20 protein-coding genes are annotated in these 23,431 nt (G+C 59.1%); 3 read left to right on the top strand and 17 right to left on the bottom strand.

Annotated features, from left to right (window positions below; translation table 11 throughout):
• The first annotated feature begins 167 nt into the window (after positions 1-167).
• Positions 168-707, top strand: coding sequence for a ferritin-like domain-containing protein (locus ACR2R1_RS17560; RefSeq protein WP_077728656.1), 540 nt, complete (start codon positions 168-170; stop codon positions 705-707).
• Between the two features lie 66 nt (positions 708-773).
• Here the strand turns inward: ACR2R1_RS17560 and parE are convergent, their stop codons facing one another.
• From parE to alaC, 7 genes are all read right to left on the bottom strand, one after another.
• On the bottom strand, positions 774-2,660 hold the full coding sequence (gene parE, locus ACR2R1_RS17555) for a DNA topoisomerase IV subunit B (RefSeq protein ID WP_086134003.1): 1,887 nt from the start codon (positions 2,658-2,660) through the stop codon (positions 774-776).
• 324 nt (positions 2,661-2,984) lie between these two features.
• Positions 2,985-4,076, bottom strand: a complete 1,092-nt coding sequence (gene thrC, locus ACR2R1_RS17550; RefSeq protein ID WP_434111201.1) for a threonine synthase — start codon at positions 4,074-4,076, stop codon at positions 2,985-2,987.
• A gap of 34 nt (positions 4,077-4,110) precedes the next feature.
• The gene (locus ACR2R1_RS17545; protein WP_086134001.1) at positions 4,111-4,404 is read right to left on the bottom strand and encodes a type II toxin-antitoxin system RelE/ParE family toxin; all 294 of its coding nucleotides are present in this window, start codon (positions 4,402-4,404) and stop codon (positions 4,111-4,113) included.
• Complete coding sequence (locus tag ACR2R1_RS17540) at positions 4,401-4,658, bottom strand: addiction module protein (protein WP_240506925.1); 258 nt, start codon at positions 4,656-4,658, stop codon at positions 4,401-4,403. The genes ACR2R1_RS17545 and ACR2R1_RS17540 overlap by 4 nt, the downstream gene beginning before the upstream one ends.
• A 117-nt stretch (positions 4,659-4,775) precedes the next feature.
• On the bottom strand, positions 4,776-5,015 hold the full coding sequence (locus ACR2R1_RS17535) for a hypothetical protein (RefSeq protein WP_139841054.1): 240 nt from the start codon (positions 5,013-5,015) through the stop codon (positions 4,776-4,778).
• Between the two features lie 99 nt (positions 5,016-5,114).
• Complete coding sequence (locus ACR2R1_RS17530; RefSeq protein WP_077728649.1) at positions 5,115-6,425, bottom strand: homoserine dehydrogenase; 1,311 nt, start codon at positions 6,423-6,425, stop codon at positions 5,115-5,117.
• Positions 6,426-6,459: 34 nt separating this feature from the next.
• Positions 6,460-7,644: an alanine transaminase gene (alaC, locus tag ACR2R1_RS17525; protein WP_077728648.1), complete on the bottom strand. Its 1,185-nt coding sequence runs from the start codon at positions 7,642-7,644 to the stop codon at positions 6,460-6,462.
• Positions 7,645-7,822: 178 nt separating this feature from the next.
• Between alaC and thiD the strand changes: the two genes are divergently transcribed.
• The gene (thiD, locus tag ACR2R1_RS17520) at positions 7,823-8,602 is read left to right on the top strand and encodes a bifunctional hydroxymethylpyrimidine kinase/phosphomethylpyrimidine kinase (protein ID WP_434111198.1); all 780 of its coding nucleotides are present in this window, start codon (positions 7,823-7,825) and stop codon (positions 8,600-8,602) included.
• A gap of 99 nt (positions 8,603-8,701) precedes the next feature.
• Here thiD and ACR2R1_RS17515 read toward each other — a convergent pair whose 3' ends face one another.
• The 3 genes from ACR2R1_RS17515 to ACR2R1_RS17505 form a co-directional block, all read right to left on the bottom strand.
• A complete protein-coding gene (locus ACR2R1_RS17515; RefSeq protein ID WP_077728646.1) occupies positions 8,702-9,460 on the bottom strand; it encodes a BON domain-containing protein in 759 nt (252 codons plus the stop codon).
• Positions 9,461-9,519: 59 nt separating this feature from the next.
• Positions 9,520-10,086, bottom strand: coding sequence for an HPF/RaiA family ribosome-associated protein (locus ACR2R1_RS17510; RefSeq protein WP_077728645.1), 567 nt, complete (start codon positions 10,084-10,086; stop codon positions 9,520-9,522).
• Between the two features lie 158 nt (positions 10,087-10,244).
• On the bottom strand, positions 10,245-10,739 hold the full coding sequence (locus ACR2R1_RS17505; protein ID WP_077728644.1) for a BCAM0308 family protein: 495 nt from the start codon (positions 10,737-10,739) through the stop codon (positions 10,245-10,247).
• A 287-nt stretch (positions 10,740-11,026) separates the two neighbouring features.
• Between ACR2R1_RS17505 and ACR2R1_RS17500 the strand changes: the two genes are divergently transcribed.
• On the top strand, positions 11,027-12,643 hold the full coding sequence (locus ACR2R1_RS17500) for an NAD+ synthase (RefSeq protein WP_434111195.1): 1,617 nt from the start codon (positions 11,027-11,029) through the stop codon (positions 12,641-12,643).
• 885 nt (positions 12,644-13,528) lie between these two features.
• Here the strand turns inward: ACR2R1_RS17500 and ACR2R1_RS17495 are convergent.
• The 7 genes from ACR2R1_RS17495 to ACR2R1_RS17465 all read right to left on the bottom strand — a co-directional run bounded on the left by ACR2R1_RS17495 (position 13,529) and on the right by ACR2R1_RS17465 (position 23,232).
• Positions 13,529-14,305, bottom strand: a complete 777-nt coding sequence (locus tag ACR2R1_RS17495; RefSeq protein ID WP_434111193.1) for a VPLPA-CTERM sorting domain-containing protein — start codon at positions 14,303-14,305, stop codon at positions 13,529-13,531.
• Positions 14,306-14,951: 646 nt separating this feature from the next.
• Positions 14,952-17,474 (bottom strand): hybrid sensor histidine kinase/response regulator, encoded by a 2,523-nt coding sequence (locus ACR2R1_RS17490; RefSeq protein ID WP_434111191.1) that lies wholly within the window; start codon positions 17,472-17,474, stop codon positions 14,952-14,954.
• A gap of 170 nt (positions 17,475-17,644) precedes the next feature.
• Positions 17,645-18,436, bottom strand: a complete 792-nt coding sequence (locus ACR2R1_RS17485; RefSeq protein WP_077728637.1) for an ABC transporter permease — start codon at positions 18,434-18,436, stop codon at positions 17,645-17,647.
• The gene (locus ACR2R1_RS17480) at positions 18,423-19,133 is read right to left on the bottom strand and encodes an ABC transporter ATP-binding protein (RefSeq protein WP_156880602.1); all 711 of its coding nucleotides are present in this window, start codon (positions 19,131-19,133) and stop codon (positions 18,423-18,425) included. The genes ACR2R1_RS17485 and ACR2R1_RS17480 overlap by 14 nt, the downstream gene beginning before the upstream one ends.
• A complete protein-coding gene (locus ACR2R1_RS17475) occupies positions 19,120-19,761 on the bottom strand; it encodes an MBL fold metallo-hydrolase (RefSeq protein WP_156880604.1) in 642 nt (213 codons plus the stop codon). The genes ACR2R1_RS17480 and ACR2R1_RS17475 overlap by 14 nt, the downstream gene beginning before the upstream one ends.
• A gap of 242 nt (positions 19,762-20,003) precedes the next feature.
• Positions 20,004-21,806 (bottom strand): sodium-extruding oxaloacetate decarboxylase subunit alpha, encoded by a 1,803-nt coding sequence (oadA, locus tag ACR2R1_RS17470; protein ID WP_347258058.1) that lies wholly within the window; start codon positions 21,804-21,806, stop codon positions 20,004-20,006.
• A 7-nt stretch (positions 21,807-21,813) separates the two neighbouring features.
• Positions 21,814-23,232 carry an acetyl-CoA carboxylase biotin carboxylase subunit gene (locus ACR2R1_RS17465; RefSeq protein WP_156880607.1) on the bottom strand — a complete coding sequence of 473 codons (1,419 nt, stop codon included), beginning with the start codon at positions 23,230-23,232 and terminating at the stop codon, positions 21,814-21,816.
• Positions 23,233-23,431 lie beyond the last annotated feature (199 nt).

Below are 23,431 nucleotides of genomic sequence, written 5' to 3'. Positions count from 1 at the left end.
GGTTACCCGAAGTTCTCGGCTTTTTGCAGGATGATCCCTCAATTCCGGCGTCATCTCTTCGATACTGGCTCGACTTTTTTGCAGGATCAGCTGTCTTAACGAATAGCGGGTCAAGACCTGCCAAGCGTCGACAGCAAGATGTCCATCACCAGTAAGGAGATTCGGCTATGGGAGATCGACCGTTTTTGACCGACGTCAAAACGTTAAGAGAACGCGCAAGGCAGCACATCGAGCAGGGCGCGGTGACTCCGGGATACAAGGCCGACCGAGAGGTTGTGATCCGACTGCTCAACGAAGCACTGGCCACGGAAATCGTATGCGTGCTCCGTTACAAGCGCCACTATTTCATGGCGACCGGCATCAATGCGCAAAGCGTCGCCCAAGAGTTCCTGGAGCACGCCAACGAGGAACAGATGCACGCGGACAGCATTGCCCAACGCATCGTGCAGTTGGGCGGAGAGCCCGATTTGGCGCCGGAAGGATTGCAATCGAAAAGCCATTCCGAATACGTGGAGGGCGAGTCGCTGATCGATATGATCAAGGAGGATCTGATAGCCGAGCGTATCGCGATCGACAGCTACCGAGAGATCATCGAGTATCTCGGGAATAACGATCCCACCACCCGCAATCTTATGGAAGGCGTCCTGGCCAAAGAAGAGGAACATGCCGAGGATCTGGTCAGCCTCTTACAGGAGCTCGGACAGTAAACCGATGAGTGTCGGCAGGAATTAACGCGCGGCGGATCATCAAACCCTGACTGTTCGAAAATAGGCTCAGACTTCCGCCAGATTGCCCTTTTCCTCGAGCCAAACCTTGCGATCGGCGGCGCGCTTCTTGGCCAGGAGCATATCCAGGCGCTCGTCGGTCGCTTGCTGCTCTTCCAGGGTCAGCTGAACCAGCCGCCGGGTGTCGGGATTCATCGTGGTTTCGCGGAGCTGCGACGGATTCATCTCGCCCAAGCCTTTGAAGCGCTGGACGTTAATCTTGCCCCTGATCTTTTCCGCCTCGATCCGGTCGAGCACGCCCTTTTTTTCCGCTTCGTCCAGGGCGTAATAAACGTTCTTGCCCACGTCGATCCGGTACAAGGGCGGCATGGCGACGAAGACGTGGCCAGCCGAAACTAAAGGTCGGAAATGACGGACGAACAGCGCGCACAGCAAGGTTGCGATGTGGTTGCCGTCGGAATCGGCGTCCGCCAGCACGCAGATCTTGCCGTAACGCAGACCGCTCAGATCGGCGGAACCCGGCTCTACGCCGATCGCCACGCTGATGTCGTGCACCTCCTGAGACGCGAGCACGCCGCCGGAATCCACTTCCCAGGTATTGAGAATCTTGCCGCGCAAGGGCATCACCGCCTGGTATTCCTTGTCCCGCGCCTGTTTCGCGGAACCGCCGGCGGAATCGCCCTCCACCAGGAACAACTCGGTCAGCTGCATGTCCTGGGAACTGCAATCGGCGAGTTTTCCAGGAAGAGCAGGCCCCGCCGTGATTTTCTTGCGGGTCACTTGGCGGCTGGCCTTGAGCCGCTTTTGGGCGCTCTCGATCACCAGTTCGGCAATGCGCTCGCCGATGGCAGGATGCTGGTTGAGCCACAAACTGAACGCATCCTTAACCACCCCGGACACGAACGCCGCGCATTCGCGGGAACTGAGCCGTTCCTTAGTCTGGCCGGAAAACTGAGGCTCCTGCATCTTGACCGAAAGCACGTAATGGCAGCGCTCCCAGACGTCTTCCGGCGCGATCTTGATGCCGCGCGGCAGAAGATTACGGAATTCGCAGAATTCCCGCACCGCCTCGGTCAGTCCGGTACGCAGCCCGTTGACGTGGGTGCCTCCTTGGGGCGTCGGCACCAGATTAACGTAGCTCTCCGTGACCGGCTCGCCTGCTTCGGGCGTCCAGAGCACCGCCCAGTCGGCGGCCTCCTGATGGCCTTCGAGATTGCCGACGAAGGGTTCTTCCGGAACGCACTCGTTCGATCCGATGCGGTCCAGCAGATACTGTGGAAGTCCGTTCTCGTAGTGCCATACTTCCTCTTCGTTGGCCTGTTCGTCCTTGAGAGTGATTTTGAGCCCCGGACACAGCACCGCCTTGGCGCGAAGCAAGGCTTTCAGGCGCGGAACGGCGATGCGCGGCGTATCGAAATAGCGGGCTTCGGGCCAGAACCGGACCGTGCTGCCGGAATCGCGCTTGGCGGTAGTTCCGATTTCGCGCAGCTCGGAGGTTTTTTCACCTTGGGCGAAACTCATCGCATAGATTTTCCCGCCCCGGCGCACTTCGACTTCGAGCCGGTCGGACAATGCATTCACGACCGAAACGCCGACCCCGTGCAGTCCCCCGGAGAAGCGGTAATTCTTGTTCGAAAACTTTCCGCCCGCGTGCAGCTTGGTCAGGATCACCTCCACCCCGGATACGCCGAGTTCCGGGTGAATATCCACCGGCATGCCGCGGCCGTCATCCCGGACCTCCACCCCGCCGTCAGCCAGCAGCCGCACTTCGATGGATTTCGCATAACCCGCCAAGGCTTCGTCGACGCTGTTGTCGACCACTTCCTGGACCAGGTGATTCGGGCGCGCGGTATCGGTGTACATGCCCGGCCGCTTGCGCACCGGGTCTAGTCCCGAAAGAACTTCAATGGATGAGGCGTCGTAAGTTTCGTTCATATCGTTTGAGAAACACTGGAGGAGGACATGATCTTCCCTCCTTTTGAGCGACAATCGAGTAAACCGATTTAGCCGCTAATTGTAGACGTCAAGACTTAGCATACCGGCAACACGCCAGCGCAAAACAAGACTTCTCGTTCTCGTGTGACGCACGCGGCCGCAGGTGATACTTAACTTACAAGTATGCCTTGACGATCACTCCGCAGGACCACGCTTTGAGATCAGAGGAAACCGCTCTGGATGGCGAATGGAATCCGGATGCAGATCGATGTCCAACTCCAGCCAATGAAGATGGTGGCTTGAGGCCGCTCCACTAGCAGCGACTTACATCGCCTCCAAAATCGCCCGCTTCACCGAATCCAGGGTCGCGTCCACCGTCACCGGTTTGGCCGTGCACTGGGAGATGGCCGTGTCGGGGTCCTTGAGGCCGTTGCCGGTGAGGGTGCAGACGATGGTGCTGCCCTCGGGAATGCGGCCGGACTTGATGTCGTGCAGGGCTCCGGCCAGGGAGGTGGCCGAGGCCGGTTCGCAGAAGATGCCTTCCCGTTCGGCCAGAAGTTTCTGTGCCGCCAGGATTTCCTCGTCGGTAAAAGGCGCGAACCATCCGCCCGATTCCTTCTGCGCTCGCCAGGCGCCGTCCCACGACTGCGGATGACCGATGCGAATGGCGGTAGCAACGGTTTCGGGATGATCCACGAACTCGCCGCTGACGAAGGGCGCGGCGCCCGCGGCCTGATAGCCGCACATGATCGGCCGTTTGTCGGTGACCGGCGCGTGGGTTTCGGTGCCGAGAGCGTATTCGCTGTAGCCCTTCCAATAAGCCGTGATATTGCCGGCGTTGCCGACCGGCAGGCAGTGATAATCCGGAGCGCGGCCGAGAGTATCGACGATTTCGAAAGCAGCCGTTTTCTGCCCTTCGATGCGATACGGATTGATCGAGTTCACGATGGTCACCGGCGCATGGTCCGCGATCTCCTTGACCAACTGCATTCCGGCATCGAAATTGCCGTTGATCTGGATCACCTTGGCGCCGTAGATCATGGCCTGGGCCAGCTTGCCCATGGCGATCTTGCCGTCCGGGATCAGCACGAAAGCGGTGATGCCGGCACGCGCGGCATACGCGGCGGCGGCGGCCGAGGTGTTGCCGGTGGAGGCGCAGATGATGGCCCGGCTGCCCTCATGCACGGCCTGGGTCACGGCCATGGTCATGCCGCGGTCCTTGAACGAGCCGGTAGGATTCAAGCCTTCGAACTTGACGTAAATATCCATATCCTTGCCGATCAGCGTCGGGATGTTGACCAACTGGATCAGCGGCGTGTTGCCCTCGCACAGGCTAATGGGCCGGGTGTCCGGGGTTACCGGCAGGCGGTCGCGGTATTTTTCGATGAGGCCGGTATAGCGGGTCGAATATGCCATGATGAGTCTCTAAGCGATTTGTTTAAAAACTTGATTATTTTGCTCGATCGCACCAGTAACCGGGCTCGCGATGCAGGTGGGCGATAGCCACAATCAGGATTTCGTGGTCCAAGAGCTGATAAATCATGCCGTAGGGAAAACGCTTCGTCCGATAACGCCGGGTGTTTTCGCTAAAGCGGTGCCAAGCATGAGGAAACCGTTTGACATTCTCGACGGCTTCGCGAATTTCCGACAAAAACTGAATACCTAAGCCGGGCAGTTGCGATTCATAGTATTCCACGGCTTCGTCCAATTCCTTCTGTGCCGGAGCGAGAAACCGGACATTCATTTAACGGAATACTTCGCCATCACATCTTCCATCGAGACGGATTCCATTTTTCCGGAGCGATAGTCTTCCAGACGCCTTTCTGCCTCTTCGGCCCACAATTTATCGATGGCCTCATCCGGCTGGTCAAGACTATTTAAGACTTGTTCGATCAACTCGATTCGTTCGCCGGGGGGCAGAGCCAATGCCTGCTTGATTAAATCGTTTGTCGCTGACATATCATTTTCCTCTGGCGCCGTTGCGATATCGCCTGTCATAGATAGAGAAGCATCACGAAGTTCATAGTTCGTCGATCTGAGGCGAGCAAGAGTATCTTCCGCAATGTTCAGTTTCCCTCGCCTAAATTAGGCTGACATATGCTGCACCACCCCCTCCTACGAGATTTCGGAAAGAAACAGTTCCTTCAATTCTTTAGTCAAAGATGACTGAACGTTATTTGGTGGCCCGTAAAAATGCTGCTTCTCGGCATCTAAATCAAAATTAGCTGGCGGTTTGCCACCGCGTCGCTCATCCCAACGCTGCCCATAATCATCCCACCCGTACAAATACGCCCATCCTCTTTCATCGTGCGGACATGGATTACCTTCATGTGGCTTCTCGAAAATCTCAAACATCTTGTGTTTCCGTCCGAGGAGATATGCCTCTCGAATTTCCCATTGGGTCGGGTTGCGTTTATATCGGAGTGCCATTGGGTAATACCTCGAATTGGAATGTTACCCCAGTGTTTCCAACCGAATCCGCTTCACCGGTCCGCTGATGGCGGACAGCGCTTCGATCTCCCGGACGGCGTCGTTCAGCTTCCGCTCCTGGACTTTCTGCGTCAGCATGATGACGGGCAGATGGCGTTCGCCTTCCGGCGGTTCCTTCTGGATAACGGCCTCAATGCTGATATTGTGATTGGCCAGAATGCGCGTCACGTCGGCCAGAACGCCCGGCTTGTCCTCGGCGCTGAGGCGGAGATAGTAGGCCGTTTCGATATCCTCGATCGGCAAAATGGGAATGTCGGAAATCGCCTCGGGCTGAAAGGCCAGATGCGGCACCCGGTTCTCGGGATCGGAGGTCAATGTGCGCACCACGTCGATGATGTCCGCCACGACCGACGAGGCCGTGGGCTCGGCCCCGGCGCCCGCGCCGTAGAACAGGGTCGGGCCCACGGCGTCACCCTTGACCAGAACGGCGTTCATGACGCCGTTGACGTTGGCGATCAAGCGCCGCTCGGGAATCAAGGTGGGATGCACCCGCAGCTCGATGCCTTTTTCGGCGCGACGGGCGATACCGAGCAGTTTGATGCGATATCCCAAGGCTTCCGCATAGGCCACATCGAGGGCCGTGATGCTGCTGATGCCTTCGGTCCAGACCTTCTCGAACTGGAGAGGAATGCCGAAGGCGATGGAGGCCAGGATCGTCAGCTTGTGAGCGGCATCGATGCCTTCCACGTCGAAGGTCGGATCGGACTCGGCATAGCCCAGCGCTTGGGCTTCCTTAAGCACATCCTGAAAATCCCGCCCCTTTTCGCGCATCTCGGTCAGGATGAAATTGCAGGTGCCGTTGATGATCCCGGCCAGCCACTCCACCTTGTTGCCCGAAAGCCCTTCCCGCACCGCCTTGATGATGGGAATGCCGCCGGCCACGGCCGCTTCGAAAGCCACCATCAGCCCTTTTTCGCTGGCCTTGGCGAAGATCTCGTTGCCGTGGAGGGCGATGAGCATCTTGTTGGCGGTGACCACGTGCTTGCCGGCGTCCAGCGCCCGCATTACCAGATCTTTCGCCGGGTCGAGACCGCCGATCAGTTCCACGACGATGTCCACCTCGGGATCGGTAACGACTTCGTACGGGTCCGTGGTCAATCGGATGCCGGCAGTGTCGCAAATCCGGGAACGGTTGAGGTCTCGAGCCGCCACGACGCTAATGTGGATTTCCCGGCCGGCTCGGCGCGTAATTTCGCCGGCGTTCCGCTTGAGGACCTTGACCGTGCCGCCCCCGACCGTGCCCAAACCGAGCAAACCGATATTTACGGGTTTCAAGACGCTCTCCTGTGTAGCAACAAAAATGCCGAAATTATACCGAGTTATCCTTGCGCATCATATGTCGTATTCCTCGGATCGCCTGGCGGGTGCGGTGTTCGTTCTCGATCAGGCTGAAACGGACATGATCGTCCCCGTACTCGCCGAAACCGACGCCGGGAGACACCGCCACCTGGGCTTCCAGCAGCAGTTTCTTGGCGAACTCGAGGGAACCCAGATGCCGGTACTGCTCCGGAATGGGCACCCAAACGAACATGGTGCCTTTGGGCTTTTGGACCGTCCAGCCGATGTTGTCCAGGCCTGCGCACAACACGTCGCGGCGTACGCGGTAGGTTTCCCGGATCTCGGCGACGCAGTCCTGAGGACCCTCCAGGGCGGCGATCGCGGCCACCTGGATCGGCGTGAACGTGCCGTAGTCGAGATAGGACTTGATGCGCCCCAAAGCCGCGACCAGTTCGCGGTTGCCGCACATGAAGCCCACCCGCCAGCCGGGCATGTTGTAGCTCTTGGAGAGCGTGAAGAACTCGACGGCGATGTCGGTGGCTCCGGGCACCTGCAGGATGGAAGGCGCGGCATATCCGTCGAACACCAGGTCCGCGTAGGCGATGTCGTGCACGACCCAGATTTTGTATTCCCGAGCCAGTTCGACGACCTTTTCGAAGAACTCCAGTTCCACGCATTGGGTGGTCGGATTGCCGGGGAAGTTCAGAATCAGCATCTTGGGCTTGGGCCACGAGGTCTTGATGGCTTTTTCCAATTCATCGAAGAAATCCACGCCCGGCACCAGCGGCACGTGGCGCACATCAGCCCCCGCCAAAACGCAGCCGTAAGGATGGATGGGATAAGCCGGATTCGGCACCAGCACTGCATCGCCCGGCCCCAGGGTGGCGAACATCAGATGGGCCAGGCCCTCTTTAGAACCGATGGTGACGATCGCCTGGGAGTCGGGATCGAGATCCACGCCGAAACGGCGCCGATACCATCCGCAGATGGCTTTGCGAAGACGGGGAATGCCTTTGGAAACGGAATACCGGTGGGCGGTTCCTTTCTGCGCCACCTCTACCAGTTTGTCGACGATATGCTGTGGCGTGGGCCGGTCGGGATTACCCATGCCGAAGTCGATGATATCGACACCCTGGGCGCGCTCCTTGGCCTTGAGTTCGTTAACGATATTGAAAACGTAGGGGGGCAGGCGCTTGATACGTTGAAATTCTTCCATCCAGGACTCTTTGCGTAGGGGGTATTTTTTTAAGCGGAATGCGTAGGCGCGTGGCCAAACAACTTAAAGTACCGATGCGCTTTTAGACTGTCAACGGCGCTTTGGGCCTGACAGGCTAGCCGAATGCGGCCAGCCGTGGGAAACTGCGCCTGCATCGCGATCTAACTTTACGCCATCCATGAAACCCCAGCTCCCCGTTGTCTTGTGCTTGTCGGGACACGACCCCACCGGCGGCGCCGGCATTCAGGCCGATATCGAGACCGTTTCCCGATTCGGCTGTTATCCCTGTTCGGTGGTGACTGCTTTAACCGTTCAAGACACGCATAACGTCCGCAAGATCTTGCCGCAAAGGTCCGGGGAACTTCTGGAGCAAGCGCGCACGGTGCTTCTGGATCTGCCCGTCGACGCCGTCAAAATCGGTCTTCTGGGAAGCGTCGACATCGTTTATGCAGTAGACGAGCTACTCAAGATCGCTGGCAGCATTCCGGTCGTTTTGGACCCGATTCTGGCGGCGGGAGGCGGAACAAACCTGGCAAACGAGGCGCTGATCGAAGCGCTAATAGAGACGCTGATTCCACGAGCGACGGTGCTGACGCCGAATTCGCCCGAGGCCAGAAAATTGACGGGAATGGAGGATCTGGACGATTGCGCCCGCGCGCTCCTCGCACTCGGTTGCCCGAATGTCTTGCTGACGGGGACCCATGAAGGGGATGACGAAGTCATCAATCGCCTTTACCGCAGCTCCGGCAAGACAACTTACCGTTGGCCGCGCTTGCCGGGAAGCTATCACGGCTCGGGCTGCACCCTGGCATCCGCCGTCGCCGCCTTGCTAGCCCGAGGCCGGGACATCGAGTCCGCTGCGTCGGAGGCTCAGGATTTTACTTGGCAAGCTTTGAATAACGGATTTCGGCTGGGCGGCGGACAACTGCTCCCCAATCGGCGTTATTCCGCGCCGTGAGGAGAGTCGTTTCGCACTGCGTCACTCAGTAGGTCGGGAATCCTTTCCCGACGTTAACAGCACGCTTGTCGGCAAGGGATTGCCGACTTACGACTTTAATCACCCCGCGACTTGAATGCGGTCTACCACATCGTGCACGCCGGGGACGTACCACGCGTCGAGCACCGCCAGGCGCCTCTCTTCATCGCTGGCGAGATATCCTTCCAGCGTTACCGTTCCCTGCTCGGCCGTGATATGGATCTGCGGCTGATGAACCAGAGGGTCTTTTTCGAGCACCATGAGCACGGCATCTGCCAGCTCGCCGTCGGTTTCCTGCTCGGGAGGGACGACGTGCAGCAAGTTGACGACCGATTCGCAGCCGGCCGCCCACCACGCGAGCACCTCTGCGAAGCGGCGATGAGACAGGCTGAGCACGGTGCCCGACAACGTGACGGTTCCATCCTGCACCTCGATCTCGATGCGCTGCTCGCCCCAATCGCCTTCGCTGCGATCGGGCCACTCGCTGCGACCGACACGAATCGTGTCGAGCCGGTCGCTTTCGCGCACATAGAGGCCGCATTCCCGGAAAACCGGCTCCTGCTGCAATAGGTTAATGATCTCGTCGCGCAACCCGCCCTCCCTCTCGGAGGGAGGCACGGCGACACGCAATCGATCCACGACCGGTGAATTGTCCGCATGGCGATACGCAGCGGCGTGCGCAATCCGTTTTGCCGCGATGTCGCCGACCATACCCTCCAAGACTATGGCACCGTCCTCGACATCGACACGGATTGGATAGTCGTGCAGATTGACCCGGGTGTCATGTTCCAGGTCGGCCAATATGGCCTTGATTCGATCAGCATGCGGATTGGTCGGCATATCGCCCTCCTTAACTCCGAATTGCGCGGGCGCTGTTCGATGAAACAGACGAATCTTTCCTAACCCACAACATGGTGTTTTCCCTCCACGGCCACCGAACTCGCCTGAGGCCCCTGCTCGCCCATTTCTTCAACGAAACGGACGGTATCGCCGATGCCCAATTTGTCGAAATCGCCTTGCACCACGCTGTTCCGATGGAAATAAATCAGGCGCCCGTCCGGTGTCTCGATCATCCCATAATCGCCCTCCGGGTTGATTTGGGCAATGCTTCCATGCGGCATAACCTCGTGGGCCTTGATGTCCTGCCGAACGCGCCGGGCGTAATCCTCCAATTGCCGGCGGGCGGCGTCGAAGGCATCGCGGATCGCCACGTAAGCATCCTCGTGCGCATGATCTTTGCCGGGATCGCGGCTGACCACCAGTTCATCGCCCGGCACGGTGATATCGATTCTGACATGGTAGGTATTGCCTTGCCGGTGGTGGCGATGAAGTGCTTCGACCATCACCCGGCAGGACATGATATGCTCGAAAAACTGATCCAGTTTCTCGGCGCGGTCGTGAACGGCTTTTTCCATCGCCTCGGATGGCTCCATATTTCGAAAAGAAATTTGTAACGGCAGTTGCATGCTCTCGCTCCTCAATCCGATCCAGAACTGTAGTTATCCACAGATTCGGCGGAAAAGCATGACGTAAAAGCCCGTACCCCTTGCGCCTCCATGAGGCAGCCCGGAAACCGCCGGTCGGCGATACTTCGCCACACCGACAATCGCGGATCGCGGGGACCTCAACGTGACCAATTCACCCGAAGGAGATACTCCTCCTCCTGATAGGAAAAATCGAGATCGCCCTTGTAGGCGTGCTGGACGGCTTGCCCGGCCGCCCTGGCGAGTTGGGGATTGGTGAATGTCACCAGCATGCCGCCGTTCTGTTCCTCGACGGCCATGATGCGTTTCAGCGGGTGTTCGGCCTTCTCCCTTTCCTCCACATTACGGATGAGATGCAGAATCTCATCTTTGTGTTGAGCCAAAAACTCGCCCGCCAAAGTCAGAAATCCGGCCGGACATTTATCGTGGATACGATGACAGGCGGGACAAAGCGACTCGTTCGCGCCAGCAGGCGCGTCCGACCATTGCCACCGGCCGTCGTGATAAACCGCTCGGCATTCCGGACAAACCGTAGGTTCCGGCAATTTTTGCCGTATTTTATAGGTGTCGTGCTCATGCTCACGGATCAGACGATCTTGGCGATCTCCGTGGTATAGGTTGGGTGGTTGAGTCATGACGGAATCTCCCTGCTTGGATATGTCGCCCGCAAACCTGATGCGAAGTATTTCTTCCCACGCTTGAAATCGACGGCGAATCATCGGGCCATTCGGCTTAGATTACAGATTGAAGAATATGCCTCTCGAACGGGCGCAGCAATACTCGATCGGACACGAGTGTGGCATTTAAATTCACAGATCCTATATTTCACCGTCACAGGCCACGGACATCGTTTTTGCTCGTTCCCGCCGCGATTTCAGGCGAAAATAGCCGCACTACCTTAGACATTTGAATCGCTACAATCGTGAACCTTCGTATCGCTATCGCCCAACTCGACTTTCTGGTCGGCGACCTTAGAGGCAATGCAAGCCGCGTACTGCACACCGCCAGCGAGGCCCGCGACCGGCTTCGCGCTCATGCCGTGGTTTTCCCCGAACTGGCCCTGGCGGGCTATCCGCCCGAAGACCTGATCCTGCGCCGCGATTTCATGGCGCAGGCCGAGCGCATCCTCGACGAAATAGCGGGGCAAGTGCACGGCATCGACGTCATCGTGGGTTTTCCGGAGAACCGAACCGGGATGCCTTACAACAGCGCCGCCGTGCTGCGGGACGGCAAGATTCACGCGATCTACCGCAAGCATGCCCTGCCCAATTACGGTGTGTTCGACGAGAAACGTTATTTTCTGCCCGGATCCGAACCCTGCGTGTTCGACTTACAGGGTGTGCCGGTGGGGATTACCATTTGCGAGGATCTTTGGTTGCCCGGTGCGGTGGAGCAAGCCGCGCAAGCCGGCGCCAAGCTGATCCTGAACATCAATGCTTCGCCCTATCACGCCAATAAAATCAAGGAACGAGAGGCAGTCGCCCGCGAGCGCATCGCAGTGACCGATGTCCCTCTGGTTTATGTCAACTTGATCGGCGGGCAGGACGAACTGGTCTTCGACGGCGCGTCATTCGTGATGAACCGGGAAGGAACCGTGATCTTCCGCGCGCCGGAGTTTGAGGAAGCGCTGTTACCCGTCGACTTTGCCTGCGGAGACGCGGTGGAGCCGATTGCCGACGGCGTTACCGAACCGTTGACCGAGATCGAAAGCATCTACAAGGCTCTCGTTACCGGCATCCGCGATTATGTCGGCAAAAACCGTTTCCAAGGCGCGGTGCTCGGATTGTCCGGCGGCATCGACTCGGCCTTGACCTTGGCTCTCGCCACGGACGCTTTGGGAGGCGATAAAGTCGAAAGCGTTTTGATGCCGTCGCGTTACACCGCGGCGATGAGCATCGAGGATGCCCGCTTGGAAGCCGAGGCCCTGGGCTGCCGCTATCACATCATTCCCATCGAACCGGCCTTCGATGCCTTCCTCGGCATGCTCGAGGAGAGCTTTGCCGGCTTGCCGCCCGACACTACCGAGGAAAACATCCAGGCGCGTTGCCGGGGCGTCATTCTCATGGCGTTTTCCAACAAGAAAAGGAAAATCCTCCTCACGACCGGCAACAAAAGCGAAATGAGCGTGGGCTACGCCACGCTGTACGGCGATATGGCCGGCGGATTCGCGCCGTTGAAGGATGTCCCCAAGCTTTTGGTGTACCGCTTGGCGGAATACCGCAACAGCCTCTCGCCGGTCATTCCGCAACGGGTAATCGAGCGTCCGCCCTCCGCCGAACTCAAGCCCGACCAAAGGGACGAGGACTCGCTGCCGCCCTATTCGATTTTGGATCCGATCCTCGAAATGTACGTGGAGCACGACAAATCGGTGGACGAAATCATCGCCGCCGGATTTCCCGAGCACGAAGTCAAGCGGGTGGCGAAGATGGTGGACAGCAACGAATACAAGCGTCGCCAGGCCCCGCCCGGCGTCAAGATCACGCGCCGCGCCTTCGGCCGGGATCGGCGGTATCCGATCACATGCGGATATGGGCGATAGGGAAACAATCGGACGAACGACAGTTACGACCCGAACGACATTTTCGATTGTGCTAAGGCAAAAAAAGAAGGCAGAACAAAGTGCTTGGGGGGGGATGGGGGTGTTCTGCCTTCTGGGGAAGTCTTACAGCGGTCCGGCTTACGGCCCGCTTACCACTTACGGTCGGAGGAAAACTCTCGAACGCTTGCTATCGGCTGACATCGCTGATGTTTTCTTCGGTCCGGAACATTTCCTTGCGCCTATGCCCGGCACGAAGATCCGCCTTGCGTCCTTATAAGTCACCTCCGCGAAAATCACTTACATCAACACGTCTCAATCGGTGCCGTCGTCTCATTCGCGAACCTGGGCTTCTCCCGCCTTCGTCGTTCGCAATCACTCCTCGACAGGCGAAAAAAAAGAAACATCCCTATTTCAACTCGCATCCCATCGATCGACTCCTTTCCACTAGGGCGGATATCACCGTTCCATGACCGCCATTCCAATCAGATTCGGAACATTCCGACTCCGTTCAGAAGGTTCCGAATCACTCACGTCGGACGGAACATCCAATCCCGTCGGGACCACCCTGTCCCTGGCGACATCCTCACTCCTTTCGCCACATCCTAACTTCCTAGCGGAAACTCCTGTCTCCGGCTCGATGCCGTGTCGTGGTTTTCACCTCCGACGACGGTTGCTCTCGAGTGGTTGCTATTAAACCGTGGTTAACTTTCACCGAGAATACGGATGAATTCGTACGTGATTTCGCACAAAGACGAAGTTCACTTTCGAAAAGCCACGGCATGACCGATTCGAAAGCCGGTGGATTCCGGCGAAGTGCGCTGCCGCCAAGGAAGGGCGTCCGCCGCGATATGGCGGCAGCGCGGTAAGTGGGCGAATCACTTTGGGTTACGCCGAAGCGGTTCCCAAATGACGTCGACCGATCATGATCAGGCCGGACAGAGCAGACCCCAGCAGCCAGACCGAGGCTGGCACCGGAATCGGCGCGACAGCGCCGCCTGGACTTACGTCAATCCTCAAGCTGCCGAAGTCTTTCTCGATCCAGGCAAAGCCGTCCGCAGGCGCATAAGCCGCAAGAATGTCTTTTATCGTCAGCTCGATTTCGACAGTGTCAGCGGCCACAGAGTTACTGGCAGTCAAGTCCCAAGGGCCTCCGTTGGTGCCGTCGTCAGCTCCGAACGCGGAGAATGTCTCGGCCTGTGTATCGCCGATGGATTGATGGGTTTCCGGATCTACAATCCGCAGAGATGAGAAAGCCGATACCCAGGAGCCGTCTCCGGTTACTTGATAAACGCCATTCTGACTCCAGCTCACGTCGGTAATCGTCTGATCAGGTATAACCGGTTTAACCGTGGCTCTGATTGTGAATCCGGCAATTTCGGTATCGACCTGACCAATACCATTGCCATTGCCATTGCCGTTGCCGTTGTCGGCCTGACCAGCACCGACAGATAGCGCGTCGAATGTCAACGGGCCAGGATTGAAGTTAAGACTGACGCCGGTGTCGTCCCGAACGACTTCCGGGTCTCCAAGTGCGCCTAGATCACCCTCCACCAGCGTGAAGTCGATGATATCGCTCGTCCACGTCTGTGCATGGGCAGGCGCCCACGCCAATCCCAGCGACAGCACGGCAGCTGGCGGGATGAATGTCTTTAGCTTAAACATAGTGCCTCCAACACTTTTTTCCCTAAACGCCACCCGATTTGTAAAGCGAACCGCAACGTTTCCGTTACGCCGCCAAACCGGATAACAGCCACTTTCCCTTGGCAACTCTGGACGCCTCGTGTCCGGCAGGAGGGTGACTACCCACCATGACGGCACCGTGGCTTGCCACTCAAGCTCCGAAGGCTATCGACATCATCGCTCAATCCTTTCTCGGCCGAGAGCGAGGAGAGTCGCGCCCGCGGCTATGCGTCACAGAGCAGCTAGGTTGTTGACACAAATCGGCAGGAACCGACTGTGATCCACAAAAAAACGGGCCCTCTCGCCCATAGCGAAGAGAACCCGCTTTCTCAGGATAACGCCCCACCAGAGGTGGGTTTCGCAATCGAAACGACCGGCTGGACCGAATCGATTGCCAACGAAAATCATGATCGCCGAGCTCCGCTTTTTGGCATACATTTCCGGAATAACCCCTTTTCGGAACTGTCCCACTAACGTTCATGAACGGACCGGTAAGCAGCCAAATAAGCGAATCCAAGAAACTACATTTAAACGCCTATACCCCCTCTCCGAAAATACGCGCAAACTCGTAAGTATCTTGTCACGAGACCGTCACATTATCGAAAAACAAGCAGCCGTCCGCCGAGCCTCAGTCGGGCCTCAGCGTCGCCAGCAACGCGCTCAAAATTTCAGGGTCGACCGGTTTCACCAAGTGATGATCGAAACCCGCGGCCTTCGAACGGGCGCGATCGTCCGCCTGGCCGTAGCCCGTAACGGCGATCATCAGCGCCTTTTGCAATCCCGGTAACCCTCGCATTTGCTTCGCGACTTCATAACCGTCCATTCCCGGCAATCCGATATCGAGCAGCACTGCCTCCGGCTGGAACTCCGCGGCGACCGCGAGAGCGCCAGGGCCATCGAAGGCGGTACGCACGTCGTGTCCGTCCAGGCTAAGCAGCAATGCCATGCTTTCCGCGGAATCGACGTTATCGTCGACCACCAGAACCCGAACGCCAGCCAAACTCGATGCGGATTCGCCGCCTGCCGACCCCGAACCTTCATGAGTCGGCGCAGCCGCCATCCGCGGCAAATGCACAATGAACTCGGCACCGCTGCCGGACCCCGCGCTTTGTGCTAACACTCTCCCCCCGTGCATTTCTATCAGCCGCCGCACCAGTGCCAGCCCGAGCCCAAGCCCACCCTGGGAACGATCGAGCGAACGGCTGCCCTGGGTAAACAACTCGAATATATTCGGCAAAAGTTCGACGGGAATTCCCATGCCATTGTCGCGCACCCGTACCAACACTTCGTCCGCAGAGCTTTCGACGATCAGATCGATACACCCGCCGGCATCCGTGTACTTGGCCGCGTTATTCAGTAGATTGGCGATCACCTGAACAAGCCGCGTCAGATCGCCTTCGACTTGCACCGGCTCCTGCGGCAAATCAACGGTCAGCTTGTGCCGGCGGGACTTGATCAACGGCAGGCTGGTTTCGACCGCCCGATCGATTACGGCCGAGATTTCGACCGCCGTCTTTTTCAACACGATGGTACCGCGGGTAATGCGGGAAATATCCAGCAGATCGTCGAGCAAACGGCTCATCTGGACCACCTGCCGGCCGATCACTTCACGCGTCCATTTCAGCTCGGGGTCGGTCAGCCCCAATTGGCGCAACACCTGCACGGCATTCCGGATCGGCGCCAGCGGATTCCGTAGTTCATGGGCCAGCATGGCGACGAACTCGTCCTTCAAGCGGTCGGCCTCGCGCAAGGCCTGTTCCGCCTTTCGGTGATCGGTCACGTCGATTGCCATGGAGGCAAGGAATGGCCTTCGATCGGGCAAACGCATGGGAGCCGACCCATAAAACAGCCAGCGCCGCGGCTCGCCGTTCTTGGTCCACACCGTAATCTCCTCGGGCTCCGCAATCGAGCCTTCGGTAAACCGCCGCTGTGTTTCCGCCAGAATGCTGTCCACCGCTTCCTCGGGAATCCGTCGCCCCTTCAGAAACCAGGCTCGCGCATCGGGAATGTCCTCATGGGTCCACCCCGTCAATTCGGTGACCGCACAACTGATTTCGAGGATCTGGCCGTCCATGGCGTGGACGAAAATCGGGATCGGCGCCTGTTCGACCACCCGGCGGAAACGCTCTTCGCTCTCGCGAAGAGCTTCTTCGGCCTGCATGCGTTCGGTTATATCGCGCACGATACCCAGTATTGCCGGACGCCGATTGAAATGTATGCGGCGCGCGCAAAGTTCGACGCAGATGCGTCGTCCGTCCCGGTGCAGGAACGCCGCCTCGCGACGCCAGGGAGACTCAAGTCCCTCGGAGCCGCTCTGTATGAATAGTTCGCTCCACGATTCGAAATCTTCGGACGCGATCACCGATCGAAACGACAAGCCGATACAGTCCTCGCCCGTATAACCCAGCAAGGCCGACAACGCGGGATTCGCGAAGACGAAACGGCCGTCGTGAGCCACGAATACGCCGTCATCGAGAGAATCGAGCAGCGTCTTGTATTTCGCCTCGCTTTCCGATAGCGCCTGAGCGGCCTCCCGGCGCACGTTTCTGAGCTCGATATGGGTCGCTACACAGGCCAGTAGCTGGCGCGCGGAGAGGGGCTTGATCAGATAATCGTCCACGCCGGCGTTCAATTCTTCGCTACAGGTTTTTTCCTCCGAGCGCGCCGCGGTCAGAATCACCGGGATGTGGTGAATCTTGGCGTTGCCCTTCAAGGCGTGCAAAAGCACGGGACCGTCACGCTGCAGGGTCCTGAGGTCGGCCAACACCAGGTCGGGAGGATCACTCAGAACGGCATCAAGCGCTGCCGTGCCGTTGGTTACGACCAGGACCTCGTAGCGATCGCCCAAAAATCGCTGGAAATAACTGCGCATCTCGGCGCTGCCCTCGACGATGAGCAGACGGGCATGCCGCTTGTGCCGTCCGCCCCTCCGGACGACTGTGGGCACCGAAACGCTGTCCGTGTTTTGCTGGCGAAAACTAGACTTCGGGACTATGGCAGCAGCGCTATTGTTGGATAAGCGCCGCGAAGCGCTGAATGAATCGCGGGCGGGCGGGGTAGGATTGTTCTTACGAAACACCCGGAGGTGGTCGCTGAAGCCCTTGCCCGCAGCGGCCGATCTTCCTGCGGCAATTTGGTCATCCTTCTCCATGCTGGTCATCCTGTCGTGTTTATGAGCTGGCGAACCATACTCGAAACCATAAATTCTACCCGAAACGGTGTCCATTCCAAGGGTTCCGAGCATGCATAATCCTCTTATTCGATTGCTTTTACCGCAATTCGGCTGAGCGAATCAAGCCTCCCCAAAAATCGAGCCGCTTGTTAGCCATCCTCGGCGATATCCGACTTCAACACGTCGAATTCATCGAACGCGATATTCAGACTAAGTGCCAAGTTGAGAATGCTGGCAAGGGTGGTGCTGGCAAAGATGCACAGCATGATGGCAATCTGATATTTCACCGCCAGCCACGGTTCGCTGCCGCCCAGGATCTGGCCGGTCATCATGCCGGGCAGCGATACCAGCCCCAAAGTCGCCATGCTGGCCAGGGTCGGGTTGATCGCCGCTTTGACGGCTTCGCGAAAATAGGGCCGTACCGCCTCCCAGCGGGTGGCGCCGAGCAGCAGATAGGTCTGGTACTCGTTTTCGTTTTTCTTGAGTGCGGTATAGAAGCGCTCCAGTCCGATGACATTTCCCTGCAGGCAATTGCCGAGAATCATGCCTGCGAGGGGAACCAGATAGCGCGCGTCGTAATAGAGCGGCGGCCGTATCACCAAAAACAACAAATACGCCGTGGAAAACAGGACGCTGGCGGTCACCGCCGCGAAAGTGGCGGCGAAGAAGTAACGCCGCTTCAAGCCGGCGCGCTTCAGAATCGACCAATCGGCTACTACCAGCATCACCAGAACCCAAAGGCCGTTCAGCCAGGGATTATTGAGCGTGAACAATGTCTTCAGATAAACGCCCACCAAGGCCAATTGAAGGCTCATGCGGAGGATGCCGGTCGCGATCGCCCCGCTCAAGCCCAGTCCGATCAGTCCGAGCAGCAGCCACGGCAACAGCACGACGCCGTAAAGCACCGTCATTTGCGGCAGGGCGATATCAAGCGTTTCCATCGCGACGCGTACGGATCAGGCGCCCGCCGTCCAGTTCCAAAACCACATCGCAGCGCGCGTCCCAGTCGGGATCATGGGCCACGGAGAGCACGGTGAAACCGGGATCGCCGAATACGTCCTGCACCGTCCGCTTGCTTTCGGCATCCAGGGCGCTGGTCACCTCGTCCAGGAGATAGAGATTTTTCCCCAGCAACAAGGCACGCGCGATGGCGATGCGCTGCTTTTCGCCGCCTGAAACGCGGCGGCATTCCTGCTCCAGAATATCCGGGGACAGGTGAAGACGCGCCAGCGCATCGATCAACCGACGCTCGGACGGTTTATTTTCCCGATGCGTCTCGAATTGAAACGGCAACATCAAGGCTTCGCGTACCGTTTCGGCGCCGAGGATCGGCTCTTGCCCGATATAGGCTGCGCGGCGCCGGATGATTCGCACGGCCGACGGATCGAGCGGCTCGTCGTCGAACAGAATTCTTCCCCCGGCCAGCGGATAAAGTCCCAACAAGGTCTTGAGCACCGTGCTCTTGCCCGAGCCCGACCTGCCGCGGAGCACGGCCTTTTCACCCGCGCCCAGCGTGAAGCTGAGATCGGTCAGGATCGGCTTGCCGCGTACCGATACCGAGACCCGGTCGAAGCGGATCAGCGTTGCGTTCGCCGTCCGGCCATCGACCGGTTCATGTACCCGGTTACCGGGCGGCATCGCCCACGAACGGATTGGTGCGGCGCTCGTCGCCGAAGGTGGACGCGGGACCGTGGCCCGGAATGAAAACGATATCGTCGCCCAAGGGAAAAAGCCGCTCGCGGATGGACCGCACCAGCGTGCCGTAATCGCCCCCGGGAAAGTCTGTCCGCCCGATGGAGCCTTTGAACAGCACATCCCCGACAATGGCGAGACGTTCGCCGGAGTGGAAAAAGACCACGTGGCCGGGCGTATGACCGGGGCAATGTATCACTTCGAGGGTTTGATGCCCGAACTCCACCGTATCGCCGTCCTCCAGCCAGCGGTCGGGGGTGAAGGCGGCTGCCGGCGGAAAACCGAACATCTCGCATTGCTTCGGCAAAAGATCGATCCAGAACCGGTCTTCCTTCTGCGGGCCTTCGATCGGAATTCCGAGCTGCCCGGCCAAAGCCGCCGTGCCGCCCACATGGTCCACGTGGGCGTGAGTGAGCAAAATCTTGACCAGCGTCACGCCGGCATCTTCGACCGTCTTGAGGATTCGATCGAGATCGCCGCCCGGATCGACCACGGCGCCTTCCATGGTTTCCTCGCACCAGAGGAGCGAGCAGTTTTGCTGAAATGCCGTGACTGGAATGACCGTAGCTTTCATGTCGAAGTCGGGAATTTGAGTTCAAGGGAAGATGATACCGGAAGAAAGCCAGCGTACGGGCCTGTCATCAGGCGAGAACGGTCGCCGTCCTTCGCCCAGGTTCAGAGTCGTAGGTCGGCGATCCTTTGCCGACGTGCCGGATTTGCCGGGAAAGGGTCGCCGATCTCCAAACTTCGGCCGGGTTCGGCCCCCTGTGTCGGCAAAGGATTGCCGACCTACAAGTTGCCGACGAATGCGTAAGGCTATGGCTCGATCTCCATCAATACCTCGTTGGGATTCACCCGGTCGCCTTTCTTGACGTGAATCGCGGCGACCGTGCCGCCGACGGGGGCCTGGATTTCCGCTTCCATCTTCATCGCCTCGGTGACCAGAACGCCCTGCCCTGCGCTCACCTTGTCCCCCGGCTGCACCAGGATATCGACGATATTGCCCGGCATCGCGGTCACCACATCGCCCGGTTTGCCCGGCACGGGACGCCCGCTTGGCGTGACGCTCCGCCGGTAGCCGCTCAGCACCTCGAGATCCACTTCCTGAGGCACGCCGTCCAAGGTGATGTAGAACCTCCGGTGGCGCGGATCGTTGAAATTGGCGCCGGTGATGTGGACATCGTATGCCTCGCCGTGAACGAACACCTTGAACTCGGTGGGCACGTCGCCGCGCTCCGCCGGCTGGGACGGCGCCTCCGGCGGAGCCAAAGGCTCCGGCTGGAGCCGGCCTTCGCGCCGCTCCTGAAGGAATTTCCGGGCGACCTCCGGAAACATCACATAGATCATCAGATCGGTTTCGCTCTCCGCCAGATCGCCGATTTCCGCGCGCAAGTTGTCCAGTTCCGGCGGCAGAAGGTCCGCGGGGCGGCATTCGACCGGTTGCTCGCGGCCGATGGCGCGGCGCTGGAGGTCCGGATCGACCGGCGCCGGCGGGCGGCCGTAACCGCCCTGGAGATAACGTTTGACCTCGTTGGTAATGGACTTGTAGCGCTCGCCGGTGACCACGTTCAGCACCGCCTGGGTGCCGACGATTTGCGAGGTCGGTGTCACCAGGGGCGGATAGCCGAGGTCGCGGCGCACCCGCGGGATTTCGTCGAAAACGTCGAGGATGCGGTCGAGCGCGCCCTGCTCCTCCAACTGCTTGGCGAGGTTCGACATCATCCCGCCCGGCACCTGGTTGATCTGAACGCGGGTATCGACGCCGGTGAATTCGCTCTCGAACCGGCGGTATTTTTTTCGGATCTCGGCGAAATAGGCGGCGATGTCCTGCAACAGTTCCAGATCCAGGCCGGTGTCGTGGCGGGTGCCGCGCAAGGCGACCACCATACTCTCTGTCGGAGGATGGCTGGTGCCGCCGGCGAAGGACGAAATGGCCGTGTCGATGTGGGTGCAGCCGTGCTCAACCGCCTTGAGTTCGCACATTTCGGCCAGCCCTGAGGTGGCGTGGGAATGGAGATGCAGCGGCACGCTCAGGCTGGCCGAGAGCGCCGAAACCAGCTCCGCCGTGGCCATGGGCGTCAGGAGTCCCGCCATGTCCTTGATGGCGATGCTGTCGGCGCCCATCCGGACCAGGGCCTGGGCCTGCTCCACATAAAGGTCGACGGTGTGGACCGGGCTCAGGGTATAACAGATGGCGGCCTGGGCGTGCTTGCCCGCCTCCTTCACCGCCCGGATGGCGGTCTCCAGATTGCGGAGGTCGTTGAGCGCGTCGAAGATGCGGAATACGTCGATGCCTTCCTTCGCCGCAAGCCGGACGAACTCCCGCACCACGTCGTCGGAATAATGCCGGTAGCCCAAAAGATTCTGACCGCGCAGCAGCATCTGCAAGCGGGTATGGGGCAAGGCGCGGCGGAGCTTCTTCAGCCGTTCCCACGGATCTTCCTTCAAAAACCGCATGCAGGCGTCGAAGGTGGCGCCGCCCCAGACTTCCAGCGACCAATAGCCGACCCGGTCCAGCTTGTCGCAGATGGGCAGCATGTCCTCGGTGCGAAGGCGCGTCGCGATCAAGGACTGATGGGCGTCGCGCAATACGGTGTCGGTGATGTAGACCTTGCTCATGATGGTTTCAAAGCCCCACGTGGGCGGCGATGGCGGCCGCGACGGCCAAAGCCGCGTCGTCGTGGCTGCGTTTCAGTGAATAATTCAGGAGTTCGGGATGATCCTGCAGAAATCCGGTGTCGAAGCGCCCGGCGATGAAATCGGGATGATCGAGGATTTCCCGGTAGAACGGCATCGTAGTCCTCACCCCGCTGATGGCCATATCGCCGAGCACCCGACGGCCGCGGGCGAGCAATTCGGTCCAGGTGCGGCCGCGCACGATGACCTTGGCGCACAGCGAATCGTAATAGGGCGGAATCTCGTAGCCGGTATAAATGGCGGTGTCGATGCGGACGCCGGGACCGCCGGGCGCGTAATAACGCGTGATGCGGCCGTAGCTCGGCAGAAAATCGTTTTTCGGGTCTTCGGCGTTGACTCGGAATTGCATGGCATAGCCGGCGACCTTCACGTCTTCCTGGCGGAAAGGCAAAGGTTCGCCGTCGGCGATGCGGATTTGCTTCTGCACGATGTCGAAACCGGTGATTTCCTCGGTAACGGTGTGCTCCACCTGCACCCGCGTGTTCATCTCCATGAAATAAAACTCTCCGCTCTCGGTAAGCAGGAATTCCACCGTTCCGGCGTTCCGATAATTCGCCGCGCGGGCGGCGTTCACCCCGAGCTGGCCCACGCACTCGCGCTGTTCCGGCGTGAGCTGGGGCGAGGGCGCTATTTCGATGAGCTTCTGATTGCGGCGCTGAATCGAGCAGTCGCGCTCGTACAGATGGACCACGTTGCCGTGGTGATCGCCCAGCACCTGCACCTCGATATGGCGGGGCCGCTCGATGCACTTTTCCAGAAACACTTCGGCGTTGCCGAACGCCTTGGTGGCCTCGGAAATGACCCTTTCGTAATTCTGGCGGAGCTCTTGGGGCGTATCGCAGCGCCGGATGCCGCGCCCGCCGCCGCCCGAAGTCGCCTTGAGCATGACCGGATAACCGATACGTTCGGCTTCCTTCAGCGCCCGATCGAGACTGTCGACGTTGCCCTCGCTGCCCGGCGTTACCGGCACGCCGGCGCGGATCATGGTCTCGCGGGCCACGGTTTTGTCGCCCATGCGCCGGATGGTGTCGGCGTCCGGACCGATGAAAACAATGCCGCGCGCCGCGCAGGCGGCGGCCAGTTCCGGGTTTTCCGACAGAAAGCCGTAGCCCGGATGCACGGCGTCGCAGCCGGTTTCCACGGCCAGGTTGACGATGCGGTGGGGATTCAGATAGCCGGCCAGTTCTTCCGAACCGATGCAGTAGGCTTCGTCCGCTTTTTTCACGTGGAGCGCGAAACGGTCGGCCTCGGAAAAAATGGCCACCGAGCGAATATCCATTTCGGCGCAGGCGCGAATGATGCGCACCGCGATTTCGCCGCGGTTGGCGATGAGAATTTTCCGAATCATGTGGTTTCTCGTAGATCGGAACCGATTTATCCGAATGGAGAAATCCTATTCTACAGAAACCGAATGCCAAGACTAGTTGGACAATGCCTTGTTTTTATTATGGAAATCATAAGAATTTCGAATGCACGAGCAGCGAAGAAGATTTCCGAGGCTCGTTCGAGCGGCCGGAAAACCATCGCCCCTCACCGCAGGCCGACCA

The sequence above is a fragment of the Methylocaldum sp. GT1TLB genome (assembly GCF_051027445.1).
Classification (GTDB): Bacteria; Pseudomonadota; Gammaproteobacteria; order Methylococcales; family Methylococcaceae; genus Methylocaldum.
Note: the sequence above shows the minus strand (reverse complement) of the source record. Positions and strands in the feature narration are given on the sequence as shown.